This window comes from Enterobacter cloacae complex sp. CARB60 (assembly GCF_036487345.1).
Classification (GTDB): domain Bacteria; phylum Pseudomonadota; class Gammaproteobacteria; order Enterobacterales; family Enterobacteriaceae; genus Enterobacter; species Enterobacter asburiae_D.
Genome location: NZ_JAZKLC010000002.1, coordinates 2,704,670 through 2,720,883, shown reverse-complemented (window position 1 = coordinate 2,720,883; position 16,214 = coordinate 2,704,670). Strand labels below are relative to the sequence as shown.

Annotated in this window: 12 protein-coding genes and 1 other RNA gene; 8 read left to right on the top strand and 5 right to left on the bottom strand. The window is 55.8% G+C overall.

The window, feature by feature from the left end:
- Positions 1-121: 121 nt before the first annotated feature.
- On the bottom strand, positions 122-955 hold the full coding sequence (gene ppsR, locus V4835_RS13935; RefSeq protein WP_063142920.1) for a posphoenolpyruvate synthetase regulatory kinase/phosphorylase PpsR: 834 nt from the start codon (positions 953-955) through the stop codon (positions 122-124).
- Between the two features lie 335 nt (positions 956-1,290).
- Between ppsR and ppsA the strand changes: the two genes are divergently transcribed.
- From ppsA to V4835_RS13920, 3 genes are all read left to right on the top strand, one after another.
- Complete coding sequence (gene ppsA, locus V4835_RS13930; RefSeq protein WP_063142921.1) at positions 1,291-3,669, top strand: phosphoenolpyruvate synthase; 2,379 nt, start codon at positions 1,291-1,293, stop codon at positions 3,667-3,669.
- A 233-nt stretch (positions 3,670-3,902) separates the two neighbouring features.
- Positions 3,903-5,303, top strand: coding sequence for an MFS transporter (locus V4835_RS13925; RefSeq protein WP_331412517.1), 1,401 nt, complete (start codon positions 3,903-3,905; stop codon positions 5,301-5,303).
- 3 nt (positions 5,304-5,306) lie between these two features.
- Complete coding sequence (locus V4835_RS13920) at positions 5,307-7,682, top strand: glycoside hydrolase family 3 N-terminal domain-containing protein (protein WP_331412516.1); 2,376 nt, start codon at positions 5,307-5,309, stop codon at positions 7,680-7,682.
- A gap of 5 nt (positions 7,683-7,687) precedes the next feature.
- Here the strand turns inward: V4835_RS13920 and rprA are convergent.
- Positions 7,688-7,795: antisense sRNA RprA (rprA, locus tag V4835_RS13915), an RNA gene on the bottom strand.
- A 210-nt stretch (positions 7,796-8,005) separates the two neighbouring features.
- Positions 8,006-9,121, bottom strand: coding sequence for an AI-2E family transporter YdiK (gene ydiK, locus V4835_RS13910; RefSeq protein WP_063142924.1), 1,116 nt, complete (start codon positions 9,119-9,121; stop codon positions 8,006-8,008).
- A 199-nt stretch (positions 9,122-9,320) separates the two neighbouring features.
- Between ydiK and ydiJ the strand changes: the two genes are divergently transcribed.
- The 3 genes from ydiJ (at position 9,321) to V4835_RS13895 (ending at position 13,064) form a co-directional block, all read left to right on the top strand.
- Entirely contained in the window at positions 9,321-12,377 is a 3,057-nt protein-coding gene (gene ydiJ / locus V4835_RS13905; RefSeq protein ID WP_331412515.1) for a D-2-hydroxyglutarate dehydrogenase YdiJ, read from the top strand.
- Positions 12,374-12,784, top strand: coding sequence for a 1,4-dihydroxy-2-naphthoyl-CoA hydrolase (gene menI / locus V4835_RS13900; protein ID WP_023311321.1), 411 nt, complete (start codon positions 12,374-12,376; stop codon positions 12,782-12,784). Before ydiJ ends, menI begins: the two co-directional genes overlap by 4 nt.
- A gap of 85 nt (positions 12,785-12,869) precedes the next feature.
- Positions 12,870-13,064, top strand: a complete 195-nt coding sequence (locus tag V4835_RS13895) for a YdiH family protein (protein WP_003857766.1) — start codon at positions 12,870-12,872, stop codon at positions 13,062-13,064.
- A 50-nt stretch (positions 13,065-13,114) separates the two neighbouring features.
- On the opposite strand, the gene V4835_RS13890 is transcribed toward V4835_RS13895, so the two are convergent.
- Positions 13,115-13,744 (bottom strand): helix-turn-helix domain-containing protein, encoded by a 630-nt coding sequence (locus V4835_RS13890; RefSeq protein WP_063930406.1) that lies wholly within the window; start codon positions 13,742-13,744, stop codon positions 13,115-13,117.
- A gap of 69 nt (positions 13,745-13,813) precedes the next feature.
- Positions 13,814-14,473, bottom strand: coding sequence for a helix-turn-helix domain-containing protein (locus V4835_RS13885; protein WP_331412514.1), 660 nt, complete (start codon positions 14,471-14,473; stop codon positions 13,814-13,816).
- Positions 14,474-14,890: 417 nt separating this feature from the next.
- On the opposite strand from V4835_RS13885, the gene V4835_RS13880 reads away from it, so the two are divergent.
- Both V4835_RS13880 and V4835_RS13875 read left to right on the top strand, forming a co-directional pair.
- On the top strand, positions 14,891-15,421 hold the full coding sequence (locus V4835_RS13880; protein WP_063143053.1) for a fimbrial protein: 531 nt from the start codon (positions 14,891-14,893) through the stop codon (positions 15,419-15,421).
- Positions 15,422-15,500: 79 nt separating this feature from the next.
- Positions 15,501-16,178 carry a fimbrial biogenesis chaperone gene (locus V4835_RS13875; RefSeq protein ID WP_331412513.1) on the top strand — a complete coding sequence of 226 codons (678 nt, stop codon included), beginning with the start codon at positions 15,501-15,503 and terminating at the stop codon, positions 16,176-16,178.
- Positions 16,179-16,214: the final 36 nt, after the last annotated feature.

Genomic DNA, 16,214 nt, shown 5'->3' with positions numbered 1-16,214 from the left:
CAGACTACCGGGAAGTGATGGCCATCACCTTAAACCAATCCCTGCTGATTTCAAGTTCGGGGCGACACCGCCCCGTTGTTGCCGATGATGATACCTGAATCTGAGCTAATGTACTAGCGTATTAGTACATTCGGCGATTAAGCCCCATGATGTCGAGAATTTTGGTGGCAATTTCTTCAACCGAATAGTTGGTGCTGTTCAGCCACGGGATCTGGTTTTTGCGGTACAGCGCTTCCACTTCGGAGACCTCCATCCGGCACTGGCGCATGGAGGCGTAGCGGCTGTTCTCGCGTCGCTCTTCGCGGATGGCCGCAAGGCGTTCCGGGTTGATCGTCAGGCCGAACAGCTTGTGCTGCAGCGGCTTCAGGGCGGCGGGCAGGACCAGGTTATCCATGTCATCAGCGATAAACGGGTAGTTTGCGGCGCGAATGCCAAACTGCATCGCCAGATAGAGGCTGGTTGGGGTTTTGCCGCAGCGCGACACGCCGAGCAGGATCACCTGCGCCTGGTCGAGATTACGCAGAGAGATACCGTCGTCGTGGGCAAGGGTGTAGTCAATGGCGGCGATACGCGCGTCGTACTTAATCAGGTTGCCGGGGTTAAGCCCGTGGGTACGGTGGGCGATAGGGGTCGGGTCGAGCTTCAACTCGCTCTGGAGCGGAGCCACCAGCGCCTGCACGATATCCTGGCAGAAGCCCTCACTTTGCAGAATGATGGCGCGAATCTCGGGGATCACGATAGAGTAGAACACCAGCGGGCGGACGCCGGTCTGCTGGTAGATGGCGTCAATCTGGTCCTTCACCGCTTTGGCGCGGCTCTCGTTTTCGACAAACGGTAGCGTGATGCTGTTAATCGAAACGGGAAACTGCGACATCACCGCGTGGCCCAGCACCTCGGCGGTGATCGCCGTACCATCAGAAATATAAAAAACGTGGCGATCGACAGCACTATCCATTTTACTCACCCTGAATATCAGACCTAATTGTCTGAAAGCATAAATTAAAAAAGTAAATTACACAGCAAAGAACTTGTCCTAATTATAAATGAAACGATGTTTTTGATTTTCCTGAAAAGCGGATTTCATTTTTCAAATAGCGACTTTATTTTTGGGGTTTCTGGCTGAATATATAGGAATCATCGGGTTATTGGCTGGTGGGAAAGTATCCGAAAAGTTGAAATTTTAAATTGCTTACACGATTCACCGTTTTTTTAGCGGAAATAATTATGCCAGTATAAATACGTAGTCAGGTGTTACTTACTCCGATCAAATATCACAAAAGGATTGTTTCGATGTCCAACAATGGCTCGTCACCGCTGGTGCTTTGGTATAACCAACTCGGCATGAATGATGTAGACAGAGTTGGGGGCAAAAATGCCTCCCTGGGTGAAATGATTACAAATCTGTCGGGTATGGGTGTTTCCGTACCGAACGGGTTTGCCACGACCGCCGATGCGTTTAACCTGTTTTTAGACCAGAGCGGTGTAAACCAGCGCATTTACGACCTGCTGGATAAAACGGATATTGATGACGTTACCGAGCTTGCCAAAGCCGGGGCGCAGATCCGCCAGTGGATCATCGACACACCTTTCCAGCCGGAACTGGAAAAAGCCATTCACGACGCGTACAACCAGCTCTCTGCTGACGATGCGCAGGCCTCCTTTGCCGTGCGTTCCTCTGCAACTGCAGAAGATATGCCGGACGCCTCGTTTGCCGGGCAGCAGGAAACCTTCCTGAACGTTCAGGGTTACGATGCGGTGCTGGTGGCGGTGAAGCACGTGTTTGCTTCCCTGTTCAACGACCGCGCCATCTCCTATCGCGTGCACCAGGGCTACGACCATCGCGGCGTGGCGCTCTCCGCTGGCGTGCAGCGCATGGTGCGCTCGGACGTGGGCTCATCCGGCGTGATGTTCTCCATTGATACCGAATCCGGCTTCGACCAGGTGGTGTTTATCACCTCCGCGTGGGGGCTGGGTGAGATGGTCGTGCAGGGCGCGGTAAACCCTGACGAATTCTACGTTCACAAGCCAACGCTGGCCGCTGGCCGCCCGGCGGTGGTGCGTCGCACCATGGGCTCGAAAAAAATCCGCATGATCTATGCCCCAACCCAGGAGCATGGCAAGCAGGTTAAAATTGAAGATGTCCCGCAGGAGCAGCGTGACCGCTTCTCTCTGACCGACGCCGAAGTTGAAGAACTGGCGAAGCAGGCGGTGCAGATCGAAAAACACTACGGCCGTCCGATGGATATCGAATGGGCGAAAGACGGTAACACCGGCAAGCTGTTTATCGTTCAGGCGCGTCCGGAAACCGTCCGCTCTCGCGGTCAGGTGATGGAGCGTTATACGCTGCACGCGCAGGGCAAAATCGTGGCGGAAGGCCGTGCCATCGGCCACCGCATCGGTGCCGGTCCGGTCAAAGTGATCCACGACATCAGCGAGATGAACCGCATTGAGCCAGGCGACGTGCTGGTAACCGACATGACCGACCCGGACTGGGAACCGATCATGAAGAAAGCGGCGGCTATCGTCACCAACCGCGGCGGTCGTACCTGTCACGCGGCGATCATTGCCCGCGAGCTGGGTATCCCTGCGGTTGTCGGCTGCGGTGACGCCACCGAGCGCATGAAGGACGGGCAGAACGTGACCGTCTCCTGTGCCGAAGGCGATACCGGCTACGTCTACGCCGATATTCTCGATTTCAGCGTGAAGAGCTCCAGCGTAGACACCATGCCGGACCTGCCGCTGAAGATCATGATGAACGTCGGCAACCCGGACCGTGCGTTTGACTTCGCCTGCCTGCCGAACGAAGGCGTTGGCCTGGCGCGTCTGGAGTTCATCATCAACCGTATGATTGGCGTTCACCCGCGCGCGCTGCTGGAGTTTGACGATCAGGATCCGAAGCTGCAGAACGAAATCCGCGAGATGATGAAAGGCTACGACTCGCCGAAAGAGTTCTACGTCGGCCGTCTGACCGAAGGGATCGCGACGCTGGGCGCCGCCTTCTATCCGAAACGCGTGATCGTGCGTCTGTCTGACTTTAAGTCTAACGAATACGCCAACCTGGTAGGCGGCGAGCGCTACGAGCCTGAAGAAGAGAACCCGATGCTGGGCTTCCGCGGGGCCGGACGTTACGTTGCCGACAGCTTCCGCGACTGCTTCGCGCTGGAGTGCGACGCGGTGAAACGCGTGCGCAACGACATGGGGCTGACCAACGTCGAAATCATGATCCCGTTCGTGCGTACCGTGGATCAGGCGAAAGCCGTTGTGGACGAGCTGGCGCGTCAGGGCCTGAAGCGCGGCGAGAACGGGCTGAAGATCATCATGATGTGCGAAATCCCGTCTAACGCCCTGCTGGCCGAGCAGTTCCTCGAGCACTTCGACGGTTTCTCTATTGGCTCGAACGACATGACGCAGCTGACGCTGGGTCTGGACCGCGACTCCGGCGTGGTTTCCGAGCTGTTCGACGAGCGCAACGAGGCGGTGAAAGCGCTGCTCTCCATGTCCATCCGCGCAGCGAAGAAGCAGGGTAAATACGTCGGGATTTGTGGTCAGGGTCCATCTGACCATGAAGACTTTGCCGCATGGCTGATGGAAGAGGGGATTGATAGCCTCTCCCTGAACCCGGACACCGTGGTGCAAACCTGGCTGAGCCTGGCGGAACTGAACAAGTAACCGCTTAAAAACGGATAAAGGCGAGGAGATATCTCCTCGCCTTTTTTATTTCCGCCCGAATATGCTCCCCATCACAAATAAAGTAAAAAACCAAATATCATAATTTGTCTGTCAATTTAGACAATTGTTAGCGCGCAAACCGTTGCTAATACTTGAGCCTTACTGCGCATTTCCCTTAAGAAGATGCGCAACTGGTTGAAATACGTTTTAACCTGATAAAAAGGCAAATAACAATGACACTCTCCTCTGTATTGCGTACCAAAGATAAAATAGGCTATGGCTTAGGTGATATGGCCAGCGCGCTGGTCTGGCAAACGGCAACGTTATTTCTCGCATATTTTTATACAGACGTGTTTGGTCTGCCCGCCGCGATTATGGGCACCATGTTTTTAGTGGTGCGCGTGGTCGATGCGTTTGTCGACCCGTGTATTGGCGCGCTGGTCGATCGTACCCGGACGCGTCACGGCCGTTTCCGTCCCTGGCTGCTGTGGTTCGCTATTCCGTTTGGCGTGAGCTGCCTGATCACCTTCTATGTGCCGGACGCTGGGCCGACGGGGAAAATCGTTTATGCCTGCGTGACCTACGCGATTTTAAGCCTGATTTACTCCGCGATTAACGTGCCTTACTGCGCCATGCCCGGCGCGCTGACGCTGGATCCGCGCGAGCGCCACTCTCTACAGTCGTGGCGCTTTGGCCTGTCGTTTATCGGCGGGCTGATTGTGACGGTTATCGCCCTGCCGCTGGTCTCATTGTTAGGCCAGGGCAACGTGCAGAAAGGCTATTTCTATGCCATGAGCCTGATGGGGCTGCTGGGAATTGTGCTGTTCTTCTGCTGTTTCCTGATGACCCGCGAGCGTTATTCTCCGCGCAATGATACCTCCGGCTCCATGCTCACCGATTTAAAACTGCTGGCCGGGAACAGCCAGTGGCGGATTGTGTTCCTGTTTAATATTTTGCTGTTAACGGCGGTGGTGACGCGCGGTTCCGCCACTATGTATTACGTGAACTACGTGCTGTTGCGCCCGGATCTGGTTTTTGCCTTTATTGTTTCGGGAATGGTGGCCTCCTTAAGCGGCGCATTATTATCTGAACGGCTGCTGGGGAAATTTGACCGCGTACGCGCCTATCAGTGGACCATTATTTCCTTCGTGATTTTCGGCGCGCTGATTTTCTTTCTGCCGCCGTCACAGGTGTGGCCTATCTTTGGCCTGAACATCGTCTTTAGCTTTATTCAAAACCTCACCACGCCGCTGCAGTGGACCATGTTCTCCGATGTGGTCGACTACGAGGAGCATCGCAGCGGCCGCCGCCTGGACGGGCTGGTCTTCTCCACCGCGCTGTTTGCCATCAAGTTTGGCCTGGCGCTGGGCGGGGCGGTGGTCGGCTGGGTGCTTGGCATGGTGGATTACGCCCCGGGGCAGGCAACCCAGGCGCCGAACGTTCTCTCGACCATCAGCGCGCTGTTCACCCTTATCCCGTGCGCGCTGTTCCTCTGCATGGTCGCGCTGCTTGCCATCTACAAGCTCAACAGCCGGCTGGTGGATTCCATCGCCCGGGAGTTGGCCAGCAAGCGTGAAGTCAGATCCGAAGCGGGGCAGCTTAGCCCGGCAACCCCTTCCGCACTACAGGAGTAAAACATGACAGCTATCTATAAGGACGCGGGACGTCCCGTGCACGAGCGCGTCGCCGATTTACTGGCGCGTATGACCCCGGAAGAGAAGTTCGCCCAGATGCACGCGTACTGGCTGATCCTCGATGAAAACGGTAACCACCGCGAGCGCAGCGACCTCAGCGACGAATTCGCCGGCGTGAGCGAGCAGGCGTCGCTTAGCGAACGGCTGAAGCTGGGCGTCGGGCAGATCACGCGTCCGCTCGGCACCCACATCGTTGACGCGAAAACCGGCGTGCGCGCCGCGAACCGCCTGCAGCGGATGATGATGGAAGAGACGCGTCTTGGCATCCCGGCGCTGTTCCATGAAGAGTGTCTGGTGGGGCTGCTCTGCAAAGACGCCACCCTGTTCCCGTCGTCATTGAACTACGGATCGACCTGGGAGCCGGAGCTTGTGCAGCGGGCGGCAGAGCAGATTGGCAAAGAGGCGCGCTCCGTTGGCTGCCAGCAGGGGCTTGCGCCGGTGCTGGACGTGTCCCGCGACGTGCGCTGGGGGCGTACCGAAGAGACCTTCGGGGAAGATCCCTGGCTGGTGGGCGTGATGGCAACCGCCTACGTTAAGGGCTTACAGGGCGATAAACGCGACCTGCTGGCGACCCTGAAACATTACGTGGGTCACTCGTTCAGCGAGGGGGCGCGTAACCACGCGCCGGTCCACCTGGGCTTTAGCGAGCTGAGCGACACCTTCCTGCTGCCGTTTGAAATGGCGGTCAAGCTGGCAAACGCCGGTTCGGTGATGCCCGCCTATCACGATATTGATAACCAGCCGGGGCACAGCGACAGCTTCCTGCTGACCACCGTCCTGCGCGAACAGTGGGGATTCGACGGGATTATTGTGGCGGATTACGGCGGCGTCAGCCTGTTGCACCAGCATCATGGGATTTCCCACGACGCGGCCGAATCTGCCGCGCTGGCGTTCAACGCCGGGCTGGACGTTGAGCTGCCGAAAGACGACTGCGCGCGGCATCTGGCGGAAGCGGTAGAGCGCGGGCTGATCTCTATGGCGAAGGTCGATGAGATCGTGGAGCGCGTGCTGACCGAAAAATTCCGCCTGGGGCTGTTTGAAAAACCGTACGCGGATGAAAACGGTATCGATCTGCAAAACAATTTAACCCGCCAGGTCGCGCGGGAGGTGGCGACGAAATCTATCACGCTGCTGGAAAACAACGGCATTCTGCCGCTCGGCGGCAAACCCCGCGTGGCGGTAGTGGGGCCGACGGCAGACGACCCGCTGGCGTTACTGAGCGGCTACAGCTTCCCGGTGCATTTGATCATCAGCGATATGGTGGAAGAGACCTCGCAGGTCACGACCCCGCGCGCGGCGCTGGAGCAGTATCTCGGCGCATCGAACGTCCGCTATGCCAAAGGGTGCCACATTATCGAAAAACGGATGGCGGGCGCGCCGGTCTTCCCCGGGGACAGTGGTGGTAAACCGATGCAGCAGTCGCCGGTTTCGCTGAGCACCGCACTCATCCTCGAGGCGGTAAACGCCGCGCGGGAGAGTGACGTGGTGGTGGCCTGCGTGGGCGATCTCGCCGGGCTGTTCCAGAGCGGCACCGTGGGGGAAGGTTCCGATACCGACTCCCTGAACCTGCCGGGCGTGCAGCAACAGCTGCTGGATGCGCTGGTGGCGACGGGCAAGCCGGTGATCGTCGTGATGACCGGTGGGCGTCCGTACAACCTTCAGGGGCTGGAGGATAAGGTCGCGGCGCTGATCGTGGCGTGGGCGCCGGGGCAGGAAGGGGGCTGGGCGATTGCGGACGTGCTGACGGGGCGTGCCGAGCCGCAGGGGCGTCTGGTGGTGAGCGTGCCGAAAAGCGCCGGGGCAATGCCGTATTACTACAATCACAAGCTCAAAAGCGGGGGCACGCCGTTTGCGTTCCATTTCGGTTCGCGTTACCCGTTTGGCTTCGGCCTCGGCTGGACGCAGTTTAGCTGGGGGGCTGCCCGCGTAGCTGAAAGCCGCGTGCTGGTCGACGGCAAGGTGACGCTGAGCGTGGATATCACCAATACCGGAGAGCGCAGCGGCAGCGAGGTGGTGCAGGTTTACGTCAGGGATAAGGTCGCCACGCAGGTGCGGCCGCTTCAGGAGCTGAAGGCCTTCCAGCGCGTCACGCTCTCGCCGGGCGAAACCGCCACGCTCGCCTTTACGCTGCCGGTTGAGATGTTCAACTTTACCCGTCGCGACGGGAAACGCATCGTTGAACCGGGCGAGTTTGAGCTACAGATTGGCGCATCGTCGGCGGATATCCGCCAGGCGGTGACGGTCAATGTGACGGGGGAAACGCGGATGCTGCCTGCCGAGTGGCGGATGCTCAGTACCTGTGAGGTTAAGCGCGCGTAGTCAGGATAAAAAAAAGCCCATCGTGGGAGATGGGCAAAGACTACACACAGCAATTCGTTGTTTCACTCAGGGGATTTCCATGCTTATAAATCAAGGTGTTGATTTATAACCGTGTCCTAATAGTAGGCATGTCGGCTTTTAGCGTCGATCAGATTCGTCTCAATAGTTAAAGAGACGTAAAGATTTCTTGAGGTTAGCAGCGAACTTGCTGCTGAAATGGCGGGTCTGACCAGTGAGTAACGAATAAATACGTTAGCGACGTTAAAGTATTGTGAGGGGGAATGTAGGCCGGGTAAGCGTTAGCGCCACCCGGCAAAAAAAACTTAATGCGTGTTTTTCTCTTCCAGCTCTTCCAGTTCGCTCAAAATCACGTCCGGGTCAGTTCCCGGCGGCGGAATTTCATGCACCCAGGCGGAGAACAGACGCCAGGTGACTGCGAGCAGCACCGGGCCGATAAACAGGCCAATCATGCCAAAGGCAATCAGACCGCCAATGACTCCGGAGAGGATCAGGATCAGCGGCAGGTCTGCACCCATGCGGATGAGAATTGGACGAATGACGTTATCCATGGTGCCGACCACGCAGCTCCAGACCAGCAGCACCGTTCCCCACGTGGTATCGCCCGTCCAGTAGAGCCAGATAATGCAGGGAACCAGCACCAGCAGCGGTCCCAGTTGCGCAAGACAGGTCATCAGCATGACAACGGTAAATACGGTGGCGTACGGTACGCCGGAAATCGCCAGACCGATACCGCCCAGCACCGCCTGCACCAGCGCGGTGACCACCACGCCCAGCGCAACTGCGCGCACGGCCTGCGCAGCCAGCAGTACCGCCGCGTCACCGCGTTTGCCCGCCAGGCGGGTGGCAAAGTGACGAACGCCTAAAGCCACCTGCTCGCCGCGCCAGTAGAGCAGGGCGCTGAAGAGCAGCATCAGGGTACAGTGCATCATAAAGCGGCCGATATGCGCCGCCTGACCGACAAACCAGGTGGTGGTGGTGCCTATGTACGGGCGGACTTTTGCCATCAGCGCGCTGCCGCCCATCTCCAGCAGGCTATGCCAGCCGCTGTAGAGCTTGGCGCCCACCACCGGAATGCTGTTCAGCCAGGCGAGATCCGGCAGCGTCAGGTCACCGCTGCTAATGGCGCGAATAACGGGGCCACTGGAATCCACCAGGCTATTCACCAGCAGGGCAATAGGAATAATAAACAGCAGGAACAACAGGAGCGTCATGACCAGCACGGCTAACCCGCGACGGCCAAACAGCAGCTTCTGCAAGCGCAGCAGCAAAGGCCACGTGGCGACGACAACGGTCCCAGCCCACGCGAAGCCGAGAATAAAGGGTTGAACAATCCACAGACACGCAATAATCATGAGGGCCAGAAACAGCACCGACAGCAAAATTTGCGCAACATCCCTGGGCTGGCGAAGATTGACCATAAATGAAACTTTCCTTAAAAGAACGCCAGTACCACTGGCGGGAACGGAAAACCGCGTCTCTTTAATCATTAATGATCTCAGCGGTTTTTGACAGGCGGATTTTGCCTGTAATTCAGCAGAGATTATAAGAAAAAAATGTGATAAAACTTTTAAGATACACGCAAACGATTTCATACAACTCTAATTAGGGTCGACAGTCATGATCCCACAGATTTCTCAGGCACCTGGCGTCGTTCAGCTGGTGCTTAATTTTTTGCAAGCACTGGAGCAACAGGGTTTTACAGGTGATACCGCCACGAACTATGCCGACAGGCTGACGATGGCGACCGATAACAGTATCTACCAGCTTCTTCCCGATGCCGTCGTTTTCCCGCGTTCAACGGCTGACGTCGCACTTATCGCCCGGCTGGCCACGCAGGAGCGGTTTGCCTCGCTGGTCTTTACGCCGCGCGGCGGCGGCACCGGGACCAATGGTCAGGCGCTGAACCAGGGCATCATTGTTGATATGTCGCGCTATATGAACCGCATCATTGAAATCAACCCGGAAGAGGGGTGGGTGCGGGTCGAAGCGGGCGTCATCAAAGATCAGCTTAATCAGTATCTCAAGCCTTACGGCTACTTTTTTGCCCCTGAGCTCTCCACCAGCAACCGCGCGACCCTTGGCGGGATGATTAACACGGATGCCTCCGGGCAGGGCTCGCTGGTCTACGGTAAAACCTCCGATCACGTGCTGGGCGTGCGTGCGGTGCTGCTGGGTGGCGATATCCTCGATACCCAGCCGATGCCGGTCGAACTGGCGGAAACGCTGGGCAAAGATAACACCGCCAGCGGGCGCATCTATCGCACCGTGCTGGAACGCTGCCGCGACAACCGCCAGCTTATTCTCGATAAATTCCCCAAACTGAACCGCTTCCTGACCGGGTACGATCTGCGTCACGTCTTTAACGATGACCTGACCCAGTTTGATTTAACCCGCGTGCTGACCGGTTCCGAAGGGACGCTGGCGTTTATTACCGAAGCGCGGCTGGATATTACCCGCTTGCCGAAAGTGCGTCGTCTGGTGAACGTCAAATATGACTCCTTCGACTCCGCGCTGCGCAATGCGCCGTTTATGGTGAAAGCGCAGGCGCTGTCGGTGGAGACCGTCGACTCTAAGGTGCTCAATCTGGCCCGGGAGGATATTGTCTGGCACTCCGTGAGTGACCTCATTACCGACGTGCCGGATAAAGAGATGCTCGGTCTCAATATCGTGGAGTTTGCCGGCGATGATGCAGAGCTGATTGAGCGCCAGGTCACCACGCTCTGCCAGCGGCTGGATGAGCTGATTGCGCAGGGTGAAGGCGGCGTGATCGGCTGGCAGCTCTGTAACGATCTGGCCGGGATTGAGCGTATCTATGCGATGCGTAAAAAAGCCGTGGGCCTGCTCGGCAATGCGAAAGGGGCGGCGAAGCCCATTCCCTTTGCCGAAGATACCTGCGTGCCGCCTGAGCATCTGGCTGATTATATCGTTGAGTTTCGCGCCCTGCTGGACAGCCACGGCCTGAGCTACGGCATGTTCGGCCACGTCGATGCCGGGGTACTGCACGTGCGTCCGGCGCTGGATATGTGCGACCCGCAGCAGGAGATCCTGATGAAGCAGATCTCCGACGACGTGGTGGCCCTAACCGCCAAATACGGCGGTCTGCTGTGGGGAGAGCACGGGAAAGGGTTCCGCGCAGAGTACAGCCCGGCATTCTTCGGGGAACAGCTCTACGCAGAGCTGCGTAAGGTGAAAGCGGCATTCGACCCGCATAACCGCCTCAACCCGGGTAAAATCTGCCCGCCTGAGGGTATTGATGCCCCGATGCTGCAGGTGGATGCCGTCAAGCGCGGCACGTACGACAGACAGATCCCGATTGCGGTGCGCGCGTCCTGGCGCGGCGCGATGGAGTGCAACGGCAACGGCCTGTGCTTTAACTTTGATGTGAAAAGCCCGATGTGTCCGTCGATGAAAATCACCAGCAACCGTATCCACTCGCCGAAAGGGCGGGCGACGCTGGTGCGCGAGTGGCTGCGTCTGCTGGCCGACCGCGGGGTGGATCCGCTCAAGCTGGAGCAGGAGCTGCCGGAAAAACGGGCCAGCCTGCGCTCGCTGATTGAGCGCACCCGCAACAGCTGGCATGCCAACAAGGGCGAGTACGATTTCTCCCATGAGGTGAAAGAGGCGATGTCCGGCTGTCTGGCCTGCAAAGCCTGCTCCACCCAGTGCCCGATTAAAATCGACGTGCCGGAATTTCGCTCGCGTTTCCTGCAGCTTTATCACACCCGATACCTCCGCCCGGTGCGCGACCATCTGGTGGCGACGGTGGAAAGCTACGCGCCGCTGATGGCGCGTGCGCCAAAGACCTTCAACTTCTTTATCAACCAGCCGCTGGTGCGCAAGCTCTCCGAAAAACACATCGGCATGGTCGATCTGCCGCTGCTGTCGGTCCCGTCACTGCAGCGCCAGCTCGTCGGTCACCGTTCCGCAAACATGACCCTGGAACAGCTGGAGGCGCTAAGCCCTGAGCAGAAAGCCCAGGTGGTGCTGGTGGTGCAGGATCCGTTCACCAGCTACTACGATGCGCAGGTCGTGGCCGATTTCGTCCGTCTGGCGGAGAAAGTGGGTTACCAGCCGGTTGTGCTGCCGTTCTCTCCGAATGGCAAGGCGCAGCACATTAAGGGTTTCCTGAACCGCTTTGCGAAGACCGCGCAGAAAACGTCTGACTTCTTAAACCGCGTGGCGCAGCTCGGGATACCGATGGTCGGCGTTGATCCGGCGCTGGTGCTTTGCTATCGCGATGAATATAAGCAGACGCTGGGCGATAAGCGCGGCGATTTCAACGTGATGCTGGTGCACGAGTGGCTGCCGATGGCGCTGGAAGATAAGGCTGTTCAGGATGTCAGCGGTGAACCGTGGTATCTGTTCGGCCACTGCACGGAAGTGACCGCGCTGCCGGGTGCCCCCGCGCAGTGGGCGTCTGTTTTTGCCCGCTTCGGTGCAAAGCTGGAGAGCGTCAACGTTGGCTGCTGCGGGATGGCCGGAACCTACGGACACGAAGTGAAAAACCACGCCAACTCGCTCGGCATCTATGAGCTGTCCTGGCATCAGGCGATGCAGCGTTTGCCGCGAAACCGCTGTCTGGCGACGGGTTACTCCTGCCGCAGCCAGGTAAAACGGGTAGAAGGTAACGGTGTACGTCACCCATTGCAGGCTTTACTGGAGATAATTGGATGATCTGGAAACGTGCCGTGACGCTGCAGGCGCTGAACGCCATGGGCGAGGGGAATATGGTGGGGCTGCTGGATATCCAGTTCATCCGCATTGGCGACGACGAGATTGAGGCCACCATGCCCGTCGATAGTCGCACCCACCAGCCGTTTGGTTTATTGCACGGCGGAGCGTCCGTCGTGCTGGCCGAAACGCTGGGCTCGGTGGCGGGGTATCTCTGTACCGAAGGGGAGCAGAAGGTTGTCGGACTCGAGGTGAATGCTAACCACATTCGCTCGGTGCGCAGCGGGCGCGTGCGCGGTGTTTGCCGCGCGCTGCACGCCGGAAGCCGCCATCAGGTGTGGCAAATAGATATTCTCGATGAGCAGGATCGCCTGTGCTGCTCGTCGCGGCTAACCACGGCGGTTGTGTAAAGTTTTCAGATGTTTTGCCTTTGGTCAAAAACTAGCCAGTGCGTTGTGGTATACTGGTCAGGTTTTGTACATAAGCGAGGACATCATGGATACTGAAATAACCCCAACACAGCTGGCAATTGAATATTTACGTCGTGATAAAAGCAACCTGTCTCCGGCGCAGTACCTGAAAAAGCTGAAACAGCTTGAGCTGGAATTTACAGATTTGCTGGCGCTCTCTTCGAATGAACTGAAAGAAGAGATCTACTTTGCCTGGCGGTTGGGCGTTCACGTCCATTGAGTACATGAGAATAAAAGGGCCGCGAGTGCGGCCTTTTTTGTGTCTGAAATTCAGTATCGGGCGGGAAGTTTATTGATTTTAATGAGCCTGCCTTCTTCCATTTCGATAAACCCGCCGGTTTTTAAATCCGCCAGAATGCGCATCACGCCGCTGCGGGAAAGCTGGGTTTTCTCCCTGATATACCTTTCCGCCGTCACGCTGAGCCGATAGCTCTCATCTTCCTCCATCAGCTTTACCAGCTGCTGGCGAATCATCTCATACGCCGTCGGCGCGCCCTGCGGCATCACGTTGTTATAAAGGCGGCTGTACACAAAGATGAGCTGTTGAGAGAGCAGTCCCCATAGCGCCTTCTCTTTAATAATTTCATTCACCCGCTCGGCGGTAAGCGTCCCTATCAGACAAGGGCTGACGGTCTTAATATAATCATTAAAATAGATATCGGTGAGGTTAGCGAGGCCGAATATAGCGGGGCTGCGAGCCGTAGACAGCATCATGTCATCGCTTCTTCTGTAGACGGCGACGGTGCCTTCAAGAATTAAATAGCACATGCCCTGACCGTTGACCTGCAGGTCCAGCCGCTCGCCGCGGGCGGCGTGATGCGTTGTGCAATCCGGCAACAGGTGTGAAATAAGCTCTTGCGCGTAGGGAGAACCCCGTTGAGACTTTTCTGGAAGGGACATGGTAGCCGACAACCTTAAAAATAACCTGGCTAATTATAGCGCTTCTCCTGGGTACAGGCACGCGGGCTGTCAATATTTTCGCGGTAGATGGTGAATGTCAAGCAGCACCCCACGCTCCATGGTGATGTACTTCCCGGTCCGCAGTTCTGCCAGAATACGCATAATTCCGCTCCGTGAAAGATACGTCCGGCTTTTGATGTACGCGGCCGCCGTCGTATTTTTCCGTATGGCATCGGGCTCCTGCATGAGCTCAACAAGCTGGAAGCGAATAATGTCGTAGGCAGACATTTGCGATATTTGCGCGCAATGCTCATACACCCGTGAGGCCGTATAAATAAGCAGCTTTGAAAAGTGCTCCCATAAATCCTGCTGTGAAACAATCTGATTAAACGTCTCCAGCGACACGCGGGCGATTTCTGCCGTCTCCAGGGCCCTGACGTAGAGATGTTCCGAAGAAAATTGACTGCTGACGCCCAGAATAAACGGCGCTGATTCAGAGTTTAATACAATACCGTCGCCGCGACGATGAAGCGCCACGCTTCCCTGAAGAAGTAAAAAACACTGGCGCACATCATCTTTATAATAATGTACGGTTTCTCCCCGACAGATGATCATTCTGTTCGCAGCTGGCAGCACTGATTTAATTAGGGTATCGATATGGATAAACGGTTTTAAACCAAGAACGGTTGAGTCGTGGTTATTCAATGGCGTGGTTAAACGTGTATTCATAAGATACCTCACAGCGACTACGGGTTCGATCGTTTTTTGATCTGCGCAGAGAATTATCTTAAAAATGAAGGGGGCAGGGAATGTTTCGACAAGGTCTAAAAGTAGACCGTTGAGTGCATGATATCTAACGTGTTGAATGAAAACAGAAAGACGGTCAAGTCTACTAATAGACCAGGGAAATAAGGTATAAGCGTATCCTGAAGAAATGTTGAATTTACGTTAAATCAGAGTCTACAGCTAGACCAGCAAAAAGTTGTATTCGCCAAAATGATTATATAAATTTAACCCAGTCAGTCAGAAAGACCTTATAGCGTTAATTAAAAAATAAATGAACCCAAAGCGATTCATTTATCAACTTTCTGCTGCATGCGTTTCAATAATAAATAAAGTTATTCCGTAAACAGGAAAATGAAGATTATGAATAAGAACATTATTTTAGCGATGGTTGCGACAGGTTCCGCCTTAATGATAGGTAATGCACTCGCTGCTGCAGGAACCGTTAATTTTAACGGTAACATCCTGGATTCCGCCTGCGATGTCGCGGTTGCTTCTCAAAATCAGGTGGTGGTATTAGGCGATTATAATAAAACAGAATTTCCGGCAACAGGCTCCAGAACTGCGGCAACGAAATTCGATATTGTCCTGAAGAACTGCCCGGTGACGGTCACCGGTGCCAAAGTGCGTTTTGACGGTACGCCTGACCTGACTAACGCCGATCTGCTGGCTATTGATACCTCCGTCGCTGGTGCGGCAACGGGTGTAGCTATCAATTTGATGACCGCGGATAAAGCGGATCTGCCGCTGCACGGCAGTAACAGCTATAGCTATGCGTTAAGCAGCACCGCCGATAATACGCTGAATTTCTACGCGCAGTATATTTCAACGGCGGCATCGGTGACTGCCGGTCCCGCAAACTCCGTGGCAAATTTCTCCGTTGTTTATAACTAGTCATTAAGCAGAACCCAAGTCGGTTCCACGACGTTCTGCGGGGGGGCAGCCACTGCCCCCGTGTTTCAAGAGGTGTAACATGAATTTTATTAGCAAGACCCTGCTCATCGCTGCCGCTCTGACCGCATCGTTTTCGAACGCTTATGCCGGGGTCATTATCGGCGGTACCCGCGTTATTTTTGAGGGTGGGAAAAAAGAGGCATCAATTAGCATCAATAATGCCGATAGCGTGCCTTATTTAATCCAGTCCTGGGTTGAAATGCCAGAGGGTAATGCTAATAAAGCGCCGTTCATTGTTACTCCGCCTTTATATCGACTGGATGGTGGTCAGCAAAACATTGAGCGTATTTTACTCTCGGGTTCGCTACCCCCGGATAAGGAAAGTCTTTTTTGGCTGAATATTAAAGCGATACCGTCTGCCTCAAAACAGGAAAACTCGCTGCAAATTGCCGTCAAAACGCGCATCAAGCTTATTTATCGCCCGGCGAGTCTGAAGGCATCAACACCGGAAGAACAAGCGAATAAATTAACCTGGTCGCGTAGCGGGAATAAGCTAATGGTTACCAATCCAACGCAATATGTCATCAACTTTAATGAAATAAGCGTCGGTGAAAAAAAACTGGATGAGGTCTCCTGGGTGGCACCTGGTGCAATGGCAGCATTTCCCTTACCCGCAGGTGCCAATGGCAACCATATTTCATTCAAAGTCATTAATGATTACGGCAGCCCCGGAATAATACATCAGGCCAGCTTTTAATTTATCAAAAGCGGCGATCCTCATATCAGGTCAGGT